We start from the raw sequence: 15,499 nt of genomic DNA, 5'->3' as shown, positions 1-15,499 counted from the left end.
GTCATCGTGGGCCGGAACGGTCGCCCGGCACATCACGCGTCCACGGGATCAGCCGTGACATTCCCGGGCCACCAGGGCGGCCAGCTCGACGCGGCTGCGGATGTCCAGCTTCATGAAGATCTTGCGGAGGTGGCTGTCCACGGTGTGCGGGGACAGGTTCAGCTGCCGGGCCACCACGATGTTGGTCATCCCCTGGGCGACCAGCAGCGCCACCGGCCGCTCGGCCGGGGAGAGCGAGGGCAGGCAGGTCTCCCGCTGGTCCGGCGGCGGCTCCGGCAGCACGGCGCCCAGCCAGGCGCCGAGGCCGGACTCCAGCCGCTGGCGCAGCCCGTGCGCGCCGGCCGAGGCGCACAGGCCGAGGGCCTCGTCGTACCAGCCGCGGACCCCGGCCCGGTCACCGGCCGTGCCGGTCGCACGGGCCAGCTCGGCCGCGTCGGCCAGCGCGGCGGCCAGCGCCAGCGGCCGCCGGCTGAGCCGGAACCGCTGCACGGCCGCCTGCAGCCGCCGCGGGTCGCGGCCGAGCACCCCCATGGCGTGCTCGGCCGCCCCGGCCGCGGCGTGCGACTGCGGGTTGCGCCGGGCCAGCCCGGCCGCGCTCGCGGCGATCGCCTCGGCCCGCCCCGGGTCGCCGACCGCCGTGGCCAGCCGGACCAGGGTGGCCGCGATCCCGGGGTGCTGCACGATCAGGGTGGGCCGCTCGACCGCCGTGTCGTAGAGGCCGGGCAGCAGGGCGAACGCCTCCCGGGTGGCGCCCTCGGCGAGCAGCAGGGTGGCCTCCGGCCAGATCACGTCCTCCGGCGCCGCGGTGATCCCGGTGCCGAGCAGCTCGCGCATCCGCTCCAGCAGCCCGCGGCCCTGATCCGGGTCGCCGCGCAGCACGGCCAGTTTGACCAGCGTGCCGAGCAGCGGGACGGCCAGCTGGTACGCGGTCAGCTGCTCCGCCGTGGTCACCCCGGCGTCGGCCTCGGCCACCGCGTCGTCGAGCCGGCCGCGGGCGGTCAGCAGCGCCGCCCAGTGGTAGTGCCAGAGCGGCTGGGCCCAGGCGGTGCCCAGCGCGTCCGACTCCTGCCGGCCGCGGCGCAGCGCCTGCTCCGCCTCGTCGAACCGGTCCAGCGCGATCAGCGCGTTCGCCAGCCAGATCCGCGGGTGCCGGTGCAGCGCCGGCCCGCGCACCGTGTCGGCCAGCTCGGTGGCCCGGCTGGCGTGCCCGAGCGCCTCGTCCAGCCGGCCCTCCGCCCCGGCCACCAGGCTGCGCGCGGTCAGGCCGAACACCGCCGCGCCCGGCTCGTGCTCGCGGCCGATCCGGGCCGCCTCGGCGCCGGCCGCGTCCGCGGCGGTCAGATCGTCCAGGTAGAACGTGGCGTGTGCGCGGACCGCGTGCAGCCGGGCCCGGACGTCCTCGGCGATCTTCGGCTGGTTCAGCCCGTCCTCGGCGAACTCGGCGGCCTTGGCGTTCTGCCCGGCGTGCTTGAACGCCTCGGCCAGGCCGAGCTGGATGGTCGCCCGGGTGGCCGGGTCCAGCTCCGCGCGCAGCGCTTCGATGCCCAGCTCGTGCGCCTTGGACACCCGGCCGGCCGAGGCGAGCAGGCCGACCGTGTCCGCGATGATCGCCGGCCGGGCCGGGTCGTGCTCGCCGATCGCCTGCAGCGCCTGCAGCATCAGGTCGGCGGCGGTCGCCGGGGCCGTTGCCGCGACCCCGGCGGCCGTGCCGCGCAGCATCTCGACCGCCGCGCCGGCCCCCACCCGCCCGCTGCGCAGCAGATGACCCGCGATCTCCGCGGTCGGCCGGCCGCGCTCCCGGGCGAGCACCGCCGCCTTGCCGTGCAGCAGCTGCGCCTGGGAGTTGCCGAGGCTGTTCTGTACGGCCTGGTGCACCAGCGCGTGCCGGAAGACCAGCCCGTCCTGGTCCTCGACCAGCAGCCCGGAGGTGGTCACCTCGTCGATCAGCCCGAACAGCTCGGCCGGGTCCTGGCTGCCCATCAGCCGGGCCCCGCTCTCGATGTCGAACGGCCGGTCCAGCACCGACACCGAGCGCAGCAGCCGCTGGGCGTCCGCGGACAGGCTGCCGACGATCTCCCGGACCGTGGCGACGAAGCTGGACGGCAGGTCCTCGCCGACCACCGTGGCGATCCCGTCGGCCACCATGATCTGCCGGGTGGCCAGCAGCGCGTCCAGCAGCTGCTCGATCCGCAGCGGGAAACCGCCGCACCCGGCCACCAGGGCCAGCACGGTGTTGTCCACCCGGGCGCCGATCCGCTCGACGCACAGCCGCTCGGTCGCCTCGTCGTCGAGCACGTCCAGGTGGATCGGGGTGCCGCGCTGCGACAACCAGCTCAGCGTCTGCCCGCCCGGGGTGTCGGCCGGCTGGGTGCGGCTGGCCAGCAGCCAGCGGACCGGGAACGAGGCGAGCGCCGGCACCAGCTCGCGCACGGCGAGCGCGCTCAGCTCGTCCATCCAGTGCGCGTCGTCGATCACGATGAGCAGCGGCTGCGCGGCCGCGAACCGCTCCAGCGAGTCGCGCAACCGGTGGATCTTGGCATAGTTGCCGGTCGGGTGGTCGTCCACGCCGGACAGCCAGGCGAAGTCGCCGGTCGGCGGGCTGCACGCGCGCAGCGCGCCGGCCAGGGTGACCAGCGGCGCGGCCAGGTCGTGCCGGAACGCCTCCCGGGCGGCCACCGCGATGTCCCGCTCGTCGGCGTGGTCGCCGGCGGCCAGCAGCAGCCGGGACTTGCCGATGCCGGGCGGCCCGAAGATCACGTGGCAGCCGCCGCGGCCGTCCTTGGTGTCGTCGAGCGCCTGGTGCAGCACCGCGAGCTCGCGGGCGCGGCCGACGATCGGGCCGCTCACGACGGTGCCCCGCCGCGTCCGTGGGTGTCCAGTGTGTGCTCCCTCGCGTGCTCGCCGTGGTCCGAGGGTGGACTGCCGATTCTGGTCCGCTGGAGTGATCAAGTTAATTGCCTCAAGGGGTTTACCCGCTCGTCGTCCGGCGCATCACTCTCGCCGGGATGACATCGGTTATCAGCCGGATGTCCGGTTTTGGAAACGGACGCCGCGACTCTCACCGCTCGATGGTGGGCTCGCCGGGGACGCCGGATCTCCTACTGGTAGGGGTTCTCCGGAATTCCCGGGTCACAACTCGGCGGCGAGCCTCAGCTTCTCCAGATCGGTGATCACCAGCCGGCGGTATCCGGTGGCGATCAGCCCGGCGTCGCGCAGCTCGTGCAGTGCCTTCTGGACGGTGGCCTGGGCGATCGCGATCATCGAGGCCAGGTCGGGCTGGCTCAGCGGCACCGCGATCTCGACGCCGCCGTCCGGCCGGGGCCGCCCGCACACGTCGGCGATCTCGGCGAGCAGCCGGGCCAGCCGGATGTGCGCCGGGAACGCGGCGAAGTCCGTCCGCCGCCGGTTCGCCCACCGCAGCTGCCGGGCCATCGCCGCGGCGATCAGCGCGGACGCGTCCTGCCGCCGGCGCAGGAAGGCCTCGAAGTCGCCCCGGTTGACCTGCCCGGCGGTGACCGGCCCGCACGCGGTCACGGTCGCGGTGCGCGGCTCACCGGTCAGCGCGCCGATCTCGCCGACCACCTCGCCGGGGATCCGGATGCCGAGCAGCGTCTCCACCCCGTCGACCGCGGTGGTCGCCTTGACGAAGCCACGGATCAGCAGGACGACGTGGGTGTCCCGGTCGCCCTCGCGGAGCAGCGCCCGGCCGGCCGGAAAGGGGCGTTTCACGCTGTCGGCGACCAGCGCCAGGGCCACCTCGGTGGGCAGGCTGCCGAGGAAGGTGCCGGGGGCCCAGGGGTTCGGCCGGCGAGGCGCGGCAGCGGTCACGATTACCCCCAGGACGTCGTGGCGAGTCCACTCAACCACGGCCGCTCGCCCACCGGCAACGGCTGCTTCGACTCAGATCGAATCGAGGAACGCCTGCAGCTCGGCCCGGTTCACCTCGGCGAACTCGTCCGGGCGCAGCACCACCCGGAGCCGGGTGGTGACCAGCTGGTCGCGGGAGGCGGCCACGAAGGACAGCAGGATCAGCCGCAGCAGCGCCTCCCGGTCCAGCGCGTCCACCCGGGCCAGGGTGGCGCCGACCACCGGCATCGCGACCGGCCGCCGCTGGCCGTGCTCGTGCACCGCCGCCCAGAGCCGGCTCAGGCTCTGCCAGAGCTGATCCGCCGACGACTGGGCGACCAGGTTCGGCCCCATCCGGCTGTAGGCGACGGCGAAGAAATGCCGGCGCGGGTCACCCAGCACCAGAACGGTCCCGATCAGATGACGACGCAGTTTTCCGTACGGCTTCGTCGCACGGGTCAGCTCGGCGACCACCGGCTCGGCCGCCAGCAGCTTCTCCAGCTCGGCGTCGAGCCGGCGCTGGTCACCGTCGTAGACGCGCCGCAGGAACTGGCCCTGCACGCTGCCGGCCTGCACCACCCGGTCGTCGGTCACGTCCGTGTCGAAGGTGTCGGTGAACCCGATGACCAGGTGCGACTCGTCCTGCTCGAACAGGTCGCCGGGCACCACCTCGATCCGGCACCCGGGCCGTCTCAGGTCCCGGACCACGGCTTTCGCCGGGCGGGTGCGGACCAGCCCGTACAGCACAGAGGCGATCGCGACCGCGGCCGCGACCTGGCCGGCGTGCCCGGGCCACAGCGGTCTGTCCCAGATCGCCTGATAGGACTGCAGCAGCAGCGCCGCCACCCCGAACGCGGCGAACGAGTGGATCGCCCACCGCCGCAGCCCCCGCGCCGTCATCACCCACCGCACCCCCGGATCCTGACCGCTCCGGGCGATCCTGTCCACGCCCGCGCCCGCTCAGGTGTCCACCACCGTGACATCCGACGGGAGGACTGGCCCACCTTCGACGGGGGCCTGGTCGAGTTCCTGGCGGCGGTGCCCTTCCCGGGCGCCTCGCTCCGCCTGGTGGCGTCACGGCCCCGGGAGGACGCGGACGAAACGCCCCCGGGGCCGTGACGGACGACCCCGTACCGGGAGGATGCGCGTCGCTGGTCAGGGGAGGGGACGGAGCTGGCTGGTGTCGGTGAGGCCCTCGACGATGGCCCGGGCGACCGGGGACGGGTCGGAGCCGTCCAGGGTGAAGCCGGCGGCGTTGATCGCCGGCTGGGCCATCATGCGGGGCTCGGTGCCGCGGTGTGGCCAGGTGGCGGTGTGCACGATGAACGGGTGGCACAGGTAGACGTCGCCGGCCGAGCCGGTGGCTTCGGCGGTCGTCCGGCAGAAGGTGGACGGGCGCAGCAGGGCGGCGACATCGCCGCCGGGCATGCCCGCCTCGCCCTTGGTGGCCAGGGCCGCGGCGGCGTAGCGGTGCGAGCCGACGATCAGCTTCGTGGGCGCGTCGTCCGGGCCGACGTCGGAGAAGAGGAAGAGGGCGAGCAGGCCGCGCGCTCGGGAGTGGACATCGGCCCACCAGTCGTCGCCGCCCCACCAGGAGCCCTCGATGTGCCAGCCGATCTCGCCCGGGAAGTCCTCGGACGGGAAGCGGACCGGGACGGTGCCGCCGATGTCCGGGTTCGCGGCCCAGCGGCCGGGACCGATCAGCTCGTCGTAGGCCGCGACGAGCGCCGGGGAGGCCGCCGCCCGCCGGAACGGCTCACCGGCCGGGGTGCCGATCCTGATCAGCGGTGGCTGCCAGGTGCCGCGGTCGTCGGCGCGCACCCCGTGCTCGCCCAGCCGCTCCCAGATGATCTCCCGGCAGGCGGCCGCGGTGGCCGCGTCGAACGCCCCGCGGACCACAGTCCACCCGTCCCGCACGAACCCGTCCACATCCACGCGGCCCATCCTGGCCACGGCAGCGGACCGTGTCGACGCATTTCGCGGCGCGCTCAAGCCGGCGCAGGTCCTGCCCGGCGGCGACTGCTGAGAGCGAAACCGCTTTCCGGTACGACCATTCGTACCGGAAAGCGGTTTTGTCCCGGGTCTCCGGCGGGTACGTGATGGGCTTCACCGAGGTCGATGTCAGAGTGGAGTCATCGGCATGACCGATACCGCACCTGTGGCGCGCACCGGCCGGACGTTCTTCGGGCAGCCTCCGGCGCTGGCCAACCTGTTCGGCGTGGAGCTGTGGGAACGTTTCTCGTTCTACGGCATGCAGGGGATCTTGCTGATCTACCTGTACTACTCGGCGGCCGAGGGCGGCCTGGGCATCAACCAGGACACCGCGACCAGCATCGTCGGGGCGTACGGCGGCGCCGTCTACCTCTCCACGGTGCTCGGCGCCTGGGTCGCCGACCGGCTGCTCGGCTCGGAGCGGGTGCTGTTCCTCAGCGCGATCCTGGTGATGTGCGGGCACATCGCGCTGGCCGCGCTCCCCGGCCTGCTCGGCGTCGGGGTCGGCCTGATGCTGGTGGCGGTCGGCAGCGGTGGCGTCAAGGCGAACGCCACCTCGATGGTCGGCAGCCTCTACGACGAGCACGACGAGCGGCGCGACGCCGGGTTCTCCCTGTTCTACCTGGGCATCAACCTGGGCGCGCTGGCCGGGCCGCTGCTCACCGGCCTGCTGCAGGAGACCGCCGGCTTCCACTGGGGATTCGGGCTGGCCGCGGTCGGCATGGCGATCGGCCTGACCCAGTACACGCTGGGCCGCCGCAACCTGCCGGCGGCGGGCCGCGAGGTGCCGAACCCGCTGCCCGCGTCGCGCCGCCCGGTGGTCATCGTGGTGATCCTGGCCGCGGTCACCGCCATCGTGGTCTCGGCGCTGACCTGGATGACCGCGGACCGGCTGTCCACGGTGGTGGTGGTGCTGAGCGTGCTGGCCGCCACCGCGTATTTCACGGTGATCCTGACCAGCCACAAACTGGACCGGACCGAACGGCGCCGGGTGGTGGCGTTCCTGCCGATGTTCTTGGCCAGCGCCGCCTTCTGGTCGCTGTATCAGCAGCAATTCACGGTTGTCACGATCTATTCGGACGAACGCCTCGATCGCGATGTGGCCGGCTGGGAGATGCCGGTCTCCTGGGTGCAGTCGATCAACCCGGTCTTCATCATCGTCCTGTCCGGGGTGTTCGCCGCGCTGTGGACCAAACTCGGCGACCGGCAGCCGTCCACCCCGATCAAGTTCGCCGCCGGGACCGCGCTGATGGGTGTGGCGTTCCTGCTGTTCCTGCCGTTCGCCGGCGGCGGGCCGAACAGCACCCCGCTGATCGCGCTGGCCGGCATCCTGCTGGTGTTCACGGTGGCCGAGCTGCTGCTCTCGCCGGTCGGGCTGTCGCTGGCCACCAAGCTGGCGCCGCACGCCTTCCACACCCAGATGGTGGCGCTGTTCTTCCTGTCGATCGCGCTGGGCACCGCCGCGTCCGGCACGCTCGCCACGTTCTACAGCGCCGAGCACGAGACGGCGTACTTCGGGGTGCTCGGACTGGTGGCGATCCTGCTCGGGGTGGCGCTGGCCGCGGCGGCCCGGCCGATCACCCGGTTGATGGGTGGCGTCCGCTGACCCACCGGCACTGTGCGAAGCTTCGATCATGAAGCCGGTGGCCGTGTTCGACGTGGATGGGGTGGTCGCCGACGTGCGGCACCGGCTGCGGCACATCGCGAACCGGCCGAAGAACTGGGCGGCGTTCTTCGCCGCCGCCGACCGGGACCCGGCGCTGACCGACGGCGTCGACCTGGTCCACGAGTTCGCCCGCGACCACGACCTGGTCTGGCTCACCGGCCGGCCCGAGCACCTGCGGGCGGTGACCGAGCACTGGTTCGCCCGGCACGAGCTGCCCGCCGGCCGGCTGCTGATGCGGCCGGAGCACGACCGGCGCCCGGCACAGGAGTACAAGGCGGCCCGGGTGCGCCGGCTGGCCGCCGACCGGACCATCACGGTGATCGTCGACGACGACCCGGACGTGGTGCGGCGGCTGAAACGGGACGGTTACCCGGTGCGGCTGGCCGACTGGGTGCCGCACGAGAAGACGCTGCGCCAGGCACAGGAGCGGGACGGCCGTACCTGAGCCTCAGTCCCGGGACAGCAGGTGGCTCACCTCGGGCGGCCCGTCGGCGAGCGCCCGGGCCCGCTCCTCGATCACCTGGTCGGTGCCGGTCAGCCGGCCGGTGTGCTGCCGCAGGTGCTCGTCCCAGCTCGGCACCAGGTAGACCTCGACGAACCGGCCGGCGTCCTCGCCGTCGCGGAACAGTCCCCAGCGGGCCGCGCCGGTCCGCAGCCGGCTGCGCCGCACGTCGGCCATCGCCTCGACGAAGGCCGCCTCGCGCGCCGGGCTGACCGGGTAGCGGGCGAGCACCAGCACCGGCCCGTCGTGGTCCCCCGGGTCGATCTCCAGGTGCGGTTCCGGCCAGTAGACCGCCGGTTCCCGGTTCAGCCCGCTGGTGTCGCGCAGCGCCCACCAGCGCACCGTGACCGCGCCGGCCAGCATCAGCGCGGCCGCCGCCAGCAGCGCGGCGGGCAGCCCGGCCAGGTCGGACAGCGCGCCCCAGGCGAGCGCCCCGGCGGCCTGCGCCCCGGCGAAGACCATCTGGTAGACGGCCAGGCCGCGGGCGCGCACCCAGCCGGGCAGGAACAGCTGCATCGCGGCGTTGACGCTGGACAGCACCATCACCCAGGCGATCCCGGCGGGCAGCAGCGTGATCACCACGGCCACCTCGGAACGGACCAGCGCGAGCGCGGCCAGGACCGCCGCGAAGCCGGTGCTCGCCACCACCAGCAGCCGGTTCAGCGACCAGCGGGCCCGGATCCGCGGGAGCAGCAGCGCGCCGGCGACCGCACCGGCGCCGACCGCGCCCAGCAGCACCCCGTAGCCACCCGAGCCGAGCCCGAGCCGGCGGCTGGCGACCAGCGGCAGCAGGGCCCAGAGCGCACTGCCCGGCACCAGGAACAGGCCGGCGCGCAGCAGGATGCGGCGGACCACCGGGGAGTGCCGGACGTACCGGCTGCCGGCCCGCATCGCGGCGGCGAACGGCTCGGGCAGGCCGGCCGAACCGCCGGCAGCCGGCCGCCACCGCCACAGGACCAGCGCGAACGCCAGGAACGACAGGGTGTTGAGGCCGAACACCACGCCGGTGCCGGTCTGCGCGATCAGCACACCGGCCACCGCCGGGCCGACCGCCCGGGCCAGGTTCATGCTGATCGCGCCGAGCGCCGACGCGGAGGCGAGCTGGGCCCGCGGCACCAGCTCCGGGATGAGCGCCTGCCAGGCCGGCGCGGTCAGCGCCTGACCCGCGCCGAGCCCGAAGGTCAGGGTCAGCAGCAGGCTCGGCGGCATGTGCCCGGCCACGGTCAGGCCGGTCAGCAGCGCGCCGACCCCGGCCAGGAAGATCTGCACGGCGATCAGCAGCCGCCGCCGGTCGAAGATGTCGGCCAGCGCGCCGGACGGCAGCGCCAGCAGCACGATCGGCAGGGTGCTGGCGGTCTGCACCACCGCCACCAGGGTGTCGGTGCCGGACTGCTCGACCAGCAGCCACTGTGCGCCGACGGTCTGCATCCAGGTGCCGATGTTGCTGGCCAGCAGCGCCAGCCACAGGGCGCGGAAGGCCGCGATCCGCAGCGGCGCCCAGGCCGACGGCGGGGCCGCGGGTGCTTCGGTGGTCACCGCCCCCGACTACCCGCGTCCGCCGCCGCCCACTCGCCCGGAGATTATTTCGTGGCCCGGCCGGTCAGCTTGTCGCGCAGCCGGTCGACCAGGCCGACGCCCGGGCCGACCAGCTTGTGGAACAGCTCGTTGTTCGGCGCGCCCGGGTGCGGCCGGGTCGGCGCCAGCTTCTTCGCGGTCTCCACCTTGCCGGCCAGCTCGACCAGCTCGTCGGCGGGCACCAGCCGGCGCAGCTCGGGGAACTGGTCGGTCTCCTCGTCCTGCACGTGGTCGGCCAGCACCTCCTCCAGCTTGCGCAGCGCGGTGTCGAACTCGGGGCTGGACACGTCGACGTCCTCGAGCCGCTTCATCGTCTGCTCGAGCTCCTTGTGCTCCTCGACGTCGTGCTCGACCGCCTTGTCGCCGTCCGGCAGGTACTTCTTCATCGCCGGGTAGACGTACATCTCCTCGGCCACCGCGTGCCGGACCAGCTCACTGATCGCGGTGTCGGTCAGGTCCCGGCGGATCATCGGGTCGGCGACCTGCCAGATCTCGCCGATCAGCGCGGTCACGTCACGGTGGTCGGCGATCAGCACGTCGAAGACATCGGTGCGGGTTGCGTCGGTCACGGGGTCCTCCCGGGGTCACAGGCACTGGGACAGCGCTCCGCATACCCAGAATGGCCGCGGGCACGCGCGAGGTCCGCGGGTGCTTCGGATCGCCGCTTCCCGGTACGCCGCCGCGCCCGCCTCTGCGTGGCCGCTGCTGTCCCGGACCGGCGATGCGCCTGTCTCAGCGCGCGGGGGTGCTGTCGCGCGTCACGATGCGCTTGTCTCAGCGCACGGCGGTGCTGTCCCGCGTCGCGATGCGTTTGTCTCAGCGCGCGGCGGTGCTGTCCCGGACCACGATGTGCGCGGGTGGCGCCGGGTGCACGGTGGCCGGGCGGCCGGCCAGCGCGTCCAGCATCGCGGTCGCGGCCAGCCCGCCGATCCGGCCGGCGTGGTGGCTCATCGCGGTCAGCGGCGGCGTCGCCAACCGGCACAGCGCCGAGTCGTCCCAGGCCACCACGGACACGTCGGCCGGCACCCGCAGACGGCGGGCGGCGAGCGCCTGCAGGCCGCCGATCGCCATCACGTCGTTGCCGAAGACCAGCGCGGTGGGCCGGTGCGCCGGATCCTCGACCAGGAGGGTGGCCGTGGCGGCGACGCCCCGATCGTACGAATAATCGCCCTCGACCTGGACCAGCCGCAGACCCCGCGCCCGGGTCTCGGTCTCGAACCCGGACCGGCGCAGCCGGGTGTGCGCGGCCGTCAGCGGACCGCTGACGTGCCCGATCAGCCGATGCCCGAGCCCGGCCAGGAAGCCCACCGCCTGCCGGGCGCACCCGGCGTCGTCGGTCCGGACCGCGGGCTGCCCGAGACCGTCCGGCACGTCCCCGACCAGCACGGCCGGCATCCCCAGCCGACCGGCCAGCCCGGCCCGCTCGTCGCCCGGCGCCATGTCGACCAGGATCACCCCGTCCACCCGGCGCGCGGCCGCCCAGCGCCGGTAGACCGCGGTCTCGGCGGCCCGGTCCGGCACCACCCGGACCAGCACGGCGATCCCGGCGGGGGCGAGCCCGCGCTCCAGGCTGTCGATGAACTCGTGGTAGTACGCCTCCCGGGCCAGCACCAGCCCGATCCGCCTGGCCGCGTCCGTCACCGCCGTCCCCCCGTTCGCGTCCGGAGTGGTATCACTGCCAATATGGCGCAGCTCGGTGCTCCGACGGTTCTGGTGCACGTGTCGTTTCTCGCCGCGATGGCGGAGTTCCGGGCCGAGGGGCGCGGGACGCCCGGCGACCCGTTCGAGATCGGCCGGGAGATCCGCGAGTTCGGCGACTCGTGGGAGACGCCGGAGGGGTTCGCCGTCTACGTGCGGTGGCTTCTCGACCAGGCGCGGGAGGACGCGCCGCGGCCCGCCGGATACGTCCCGTCGACCAATCTCTGGCTGACCGACGGCGACGAGTACCTCGGCCGCCTGGCGATCCGGCACCGCCTCACCGACCGGCTGCGCGAGGGCGGCGGGCACATCGGCTACGACGTCCGCCCGTCGGCCCGCCGCCGCGGCCACGCCACCCGGATGCTGCACGACGCCCTGCCGTTCGCCCGCGCCCTGGGCATCACCTCGGCCCTGCTGACCTGCGACGTCGACAACGTCATCTCGCGCCGCGTGATCGAGCGCAACGGCGGAGTCCTCCAGGACCGCCACGGCGACAAGTGGCGCTTCTGGCTGCCGACCGGGTGACCGGTCAGCGGGTAACGCCGCTCCCTGCCGCGATGCCGTCCGCAGCCCACGGCGGGCCCGTCTCAACACCATTCCCGCTGCCGCGATGCCGTCTGTGGGCTGCGGCGGGCCCGTCTCAACACCATTCCCGCTGCCGCGATGCCGTCTGTGGGCTGCGGCGGGCCCGTCTCAACACCATTCCCGCTGCCGCGATGCCGTCTGTGGGCTGCGGCGGGCCCGTCTCAACACCATTCCCGCTGCCGCGATGCCGTCTGTGGGCTGCGGCGGGCCCGTCTCAACACCATTCCCGCTGCCGCGATGCCGTCTGTGGGCTGCGGCGGGCCCGTCTCAACACCATTCCCGCTGCCGCGATGCCGTCTGTGGGCTGCGGCGGGCCCGTCTCAACACCATTCCCGCTGCCGCGATGCCGTCTGTGGGCTGCGGCGGGCCCGTCTCAACACCATTCCCGCTGCCGCGATGCCGTCTGTGGGCTGCGGCGGGCCCGTCTCAACACCATTCCCGCTGCCGCGATGCCGTCTGTGGGCTGCGGCGGGCCCGTCTCAACACCATTCCCGCTGCCGCGATGCCGTCCGTAGGCTGCGGCGGGCCCGTCTCAACACCATTCCCGCTGCCGCGATGCCGTCCGCAGGCGTCCGGATGTCTTATCCGGTACGACTCGGAGCCCCGTGGCGGTCGGCCCGCGAGGCCCGGCCCCCGCGCGGCCGCGGCGCGGCTCGTGCGGGTCCGCTGCCCGTCACGGTCAGCCCGACGACCAGCAGTGGAGCCACACGACAGCCGCCCAGGCCAGCCGCGGATCCGCGCGACGCCCGTGTGGCGACGTGCCCTGTGGCTGGCTGCGGGCCTGCGCCGTCATCGGCAGCGGGCGGGCACGACGCGCGCAGTGGCAAACGGGGTCCGCGCGACGCCTGTGTGGCGACGTGCCCTGTGGCTGGCTGCGGGCCTGCGCCGTCATCGGCAGCGGGCGGGCACGACGCGCGCGGCGGCAAACGGGGTCCGCACGACGCCCGTGTGGCGACGTGTCCTGTGGCTGACTGCGGGCCTGCGCCGTCACCGGCAGCGGGCGGGCACGACGCGCGCAGTGGCAAACGGGGTCCGCACGACGCCTGCGGCGACGCGCCCTGCGGCTGGCTGCGCGCCTGCGCCGCTACCAGCAGCGGGCCCGCACGACACGCGTTGCGGTCCGGAGTGGTCGTGGCCTCGCGTGCTGACTGGCACGGGACGCGGAGTCGTACCGAAAAATGGCGATCGGAAGCGGAAGCGGACCTCGGGCGGGCTGGCGGTCGGGCGGTGTTTGTCGCGGAGCGGGCCGTGCGCGGTCGGTGTCGGTCGGGCGGCGTAGGGGAGGGATGGGCCAGGTGGCGTTTTCGCGGAGGGGGGTGGAGGGGCGGGATGGGTCAGGTGGCGTTTCGCGGAGGCGGCGGAGGGATGGGTCAGGTGGCGTTTTCGCGGAGGGGGCGGACGGCGGCGGGGACCGGGGCGCCGGCTGGGGTGTAGGCGGCGGTGAAGCTGCCGTAGTAGCCGAACAGGGGGCCGAAGCGGCGGTTGGTGACCGAGACCTGGATGCGGAAGCGGTCGGATTTTTCGTCCCACCACTCGTGGACTTCGGCGTCTCCGGTGATCAGACGCGGACAGCCGAGGCCGCCGCGGAAGGTCTGCGGGCCGCTGCGGAGGTGCAGGCCGCCGGTGCGGTCGACGGTGACGTCGAGGTCGACCGCGATGTGCTGGGTGGTGCCGAGGTAGTCGACGATGACGTCGCGGTCCGGGTGGTAGACCATCGTGGCGTCGAAGCGGCGGCGGCGGTGCGGGCGGACCTGGAAGGTGCGGACGAAGGTGAGCGTCGGGCGGTCGTAGGTGTCGCGGTACGCGTAGTTCTCGATGGTGAACGGGATGTCCGCGCCGGTCTCCGGGAACAGCACGTGCCGGAGCGTGCCGAGGTGCAGGAACGGCGCGGTGAAGCCGGGGCCGCGCCACACCCGGGTCATCACGCCGGTGCCGACGCATCCCTGGTCGCGCCCGCCGTCGACGCCGAACCGGCGTTGCAGCCGCGGGTGCAGGCGGCCGAAGTCGTCGCCGAGAGCGTGCTCGAAGACCGAGGTCATCGTGGGTCGTCCTTTCCGGGGCGCCGCAGGCAGCGGCGCGCCGCGGGCGTGCGGGGGTGTGGCGGAACGCCGGCGGCCACGGCGGCCGTCAGCAGCACGACCAGCGGGTGGCCGGTGAGGGTGAGCGCGGCGGCGACCAGCCCGGTGCGCAGCAGCAGCTCGGCCAGGGCGTGGCGGCGGGCCCGCTCCGGGGTGACGCCGTGCTCCAGCCAGAGCCGGAGCCGGTCGAACGACCAGGCGGTGGCCCAGCCGAAGACCGGGCCGAAGACCAGGTCGATCAGCCGGCCGGCGCGGCCCCAGCGAGTGCGGTAGGCGTAGCCGGTCAGGAAGCGGACGCCGCCGGGGACCGGCAGATAGCGCCAGTAGCCGGAGCCCTCCCGGATCGGCGACCGCCAGTCGGTGGAGCCGAACCGCAGCGCCGAGACCGCGCCACCACCGGCCGGCCGCCGGTCGCCGCTGTGCACGCCGTAACCGGCGATCTCCACGCCGGGCAGCACCGCGGTCGCATAGGTGAAGGCCGCCGGGGAGCTGCCCGGCACCGGGTCGATCCGGCCGAAGCGGGCGTCCCAGCGCGGGTGCAGCCGGTGGTCCTGCGTCGCGTCCCAGACACGATCCACCGTCGCGGCGATGGTCGTCTCGACATAGATCCTGGCCATGGCACCTCCCGCCGGTTTGAGCGACTGCTCAAACCTAGCAGATTTGAGCGACCGCTCAAGAGGCTGGATCGAGGACAGAACCCTGCTGATCTGTCCGCACCACACCGACAGTCGTGGGATCGCCGGCAACCATGACAAGAGGTGATCAACTGTGGCGATCAACCGGAAATCGTCGTTCCGCGAGGACTCCATCGGCGGGCTGATCCGCCGGTGCGCGGAGCGGGTGATTCCCGCCCACCTGCACGGCTCGCTGATCTGGATTTCGGGCACCGACAGCGACCACGGGAAGCGGTCCTGGCACTACGCGAACCTGTCCTATCAGGGCAGTCGGGGCGCCGCGCTGGACTTGGCCGCCCCGAAAACCGAGCAGGGCCGGCGGGCCATGCAGGCCGCCGCCCGGGAGCTGCTCAAGTACGGCCGGTTCCTGGTCGAGCTGATCCACTCCACCAGGTTCAGCGACGACAACGGCTTCTACATCAAGGAGGGCAAGCCGGTGCCGGCCGGCTTCTACGACGAGCCGGGCGCGCACCTGACCCACATCCACATCGCGATGACCGAGGCGCAATGTCACGCGATGCTCCGGGCGCTCGGCGAGAAGCCGCCGGCGCCGGCCCCGGGTGGCAGCGGAGGGCTACCCGGGTTCTCGACGACCTGGCCGCTGCCGCGCGGGCACTACTTCGGCCTGCTCAGCGGACCGGCCGAGTCGCACGGTGGGAACACCCCTGACGAGCGGGCCTGGGTCAAGGAGATCCAGAAGCAGCTGATCCGCGCCGGGTTCGTGCCGGGGGTGACGGACCCGGACGGCGGCTGGGCGGACGGCGTGTTCGAGAAGGCGACCGCCGACGCGGTGACCCGGTTCCAGAAGGCGCACCTGCCCGGCACCAAGTTCTTCGGGCAGGTGTGGGCCGACGACTTCGCCGAACTGTTCCGCCTGTGAGGG

13 protein-coding genes are annotated in these 15,499 nt (G+C 73.7%); 4 read left to right on the top strand and 9 right to left on the bottom strand.

What is annotated here, in order from left to right:
- Positions 1-48: 48 nt before the first annotated feature.
- From BJY16_RS42830 to BJY16_RS42815, 4 genes are all read right to left on the bottom strand, one after another.
- On the bottom strand, positions 49-2,847 hold the full coding sequence (locus tag BJY16_RS42830) for an AAA family ATPase (RefSeq protein WP_185045420.1): 2,799 nt from the start codon (positions 2,845-2,847) through the stop codon (positions 49-51).
- A 282-nt stretch (positions 2,848-3,129) separates the two neighbouring features.
- A complete protein-coding gene (locus BJY16_RS42825) occupies positions 3,130-3,867 on the bottom strand; it encodes a Crp/Fnr family transcriptional regulator (RefSeq protein ID WP_239177947.1) in 738 nt (245 codons plus the stop codon).
- Between the two features lie 33 nt (positions 3,868-3,900).
- A complete protein-coding gene (locus BJY16_RS42820) occupies positions 3,901-4,746 on the bottom strand; it encodes a macro domain-containing protein (RefSeq protein WP_239177952.1) in 846 nt (281 codons plus the stop codon).
- Positions 4,747-5,001: 255 nt separating this feature from the next.
- Positions 5,002-5,781, bottom strand: coding sequence for a phytanoyl-CoA dioxygenase (locus BJY16_RS42815; protein WP_203759303.1), 780 nt, complete (start codon positions 5,779-5,781; stop codon positions 5,002-5,004).
- A 205-nt stretch (positions 5,782-5,986) separates the two neighbouring features.
- Here BJY16_RS42815 and BJY16_RS42810 point away from each other — a divergent pair, with 205 nt between their 5' ends.
- Positions 5,987-7,444 carry a peptide MFS transporter gene (locus BJY16_RS42810; RefSeq protein WP_185045417.1) on the top strand — a complete coding sequence of 486 codons (1,458 nt, stop codon included), beginning with the start codon at positions 5,987-5,989 and terminating at the stop codon, positions 7,442-7,444.
- 28 nt (positions 7,445-7,472) lie between these two features.
- Entirely contained in the window at positions 7,473-7,949 is a 477-nt protein-coding gene (locus BJY16_RS42805; protein ID WP_185045416.1) for a phosphatase domain-containing protein, read from the top strand.
- A gap of 3 nt (positions 7,950-7,952) precedes the next feature.
- On the opposite strand, the gene BJY16_RS42800 is transcribed toward BJY16_RS42805, so the two are convergent.
- The 3 genes from BJY16_RS42800 to BJY16_RS42790 all read right to left on the bottom strand — a co-directional run bounded on the left by BJY16_RS42800 (position 7,953) and on the right by BJY16_RS42790 (position 11,222).
- Positions 7,953-9,542 (bottom strand): MFS transporter, encoded by a 1,590-nt coding sequence (locus BJY16_RS42800; RefSeq protein ID WP_185045415.1) that lies wholly within the window; start codon positions 9,540-9,542, stop codon positions 7,953-7,955.
- A gap of 44 nt (positions 9,543-9,586) precedes the next feature.
- Positions 9,587-10,150 carry a hemerythrin domain-containing protein gene (locus BJY16_RS42795; RefSeq protein ID WP_185045414.1) on the bottom strand — a complete coding sequence of 188 codons (564 nt, stop codon included), beginning with the start codon at positions 10,148-10,150 and terminating at the stop codon, positions 9,587-9,589.
- 247 nt (positions 10,151-10,397) lie between these two features.
- Entirely contained in the window at positions 10,398-11,222 is an 825-nt protein-coding gene (locus BJY16_RS42790; RefSeq protein WP_185045413.1) for a LacI family DNA-binding transcriptional regulator, read from the bottom strand.
- A gap of 42 nt (positions 11,223-11,264) precedes the next feature.
- Between BJY16_RS42790 and BJY16_RS42785 the strand changes: the two genes are divergently transcribed.
- A complete protein-coding gene (locus BJY16_RS42785; RefSeq protein WP_185045412.1) occupies positions 11,265-11,804 on the top strand; it encodes a GNAT family N-acetyltransferase in 540 nt (179 codons plus the stop codon).
- Between the two features lie 1,430 nt (positions 11,805-13,234).
- Here BJY16_RS42785 and BJY16_RS42780 read toward each other — a convergent pair.
- Together BJY16_RS42780 and BJY16_RS42775 are read right to left on the bottom strand one after the other, a co-directional pair.
- A complete protein-coding gene (locus tag BJY16_RS42780) occupies positions 13,235-13,903 on the bottom strand; it encodes a DUF4166 domain-containing protein (RefSeq protein WP_185045411.1) in 669 nt (222 codons plus the stop codon).
- Positions 13,900-14,559, bottom strand: coding sequence for an SRPBCC family protein (locus BJY16_RS42775; RefSeq protein ID WP_185045410.1), 660 nt, complete (start codon positions 14,557-14,559; stop codon positions 13,900-13,902). The genes BJY16_RS42780 and BJY16_RS42775 overlap by 4 nt, the downstream gene beginning before the upstream one ends.
- Before the next feature lie 151 nt (positions 14,560-14,710).
- Here BJY16_RS42775 and BJY16_RS48850 point away from each other — a divergent pair, with 151 nt between their 5' ends.
- On the top strand, positions 14,711-15,496 hold the full coding sequence (locus tag BJY16_RS48850; protein WP_185045409.1) for a peptidoglycan-binding domain-containing protein: 786 nt from the start codon (positions 14,711-14,713) through the stop codon (positions 15,494-15,496).
- Positions 15,497-15,499: the final 3 nt, after the last annotated feature.

Origin of the sequence: Actinoplanes octamycinicus (assembly GCF_014205225.1) — a bacterium.
Lineage (GTDB): Bacteria > Actinomycetota > Actinomycetes > Mycobacteriales > Micromonosporaceae > Actinoplanes > Actinoplanes octamycinicus.
This window is presented reverse-complemented; position numbering and strand designations above follow the sequence as displayed.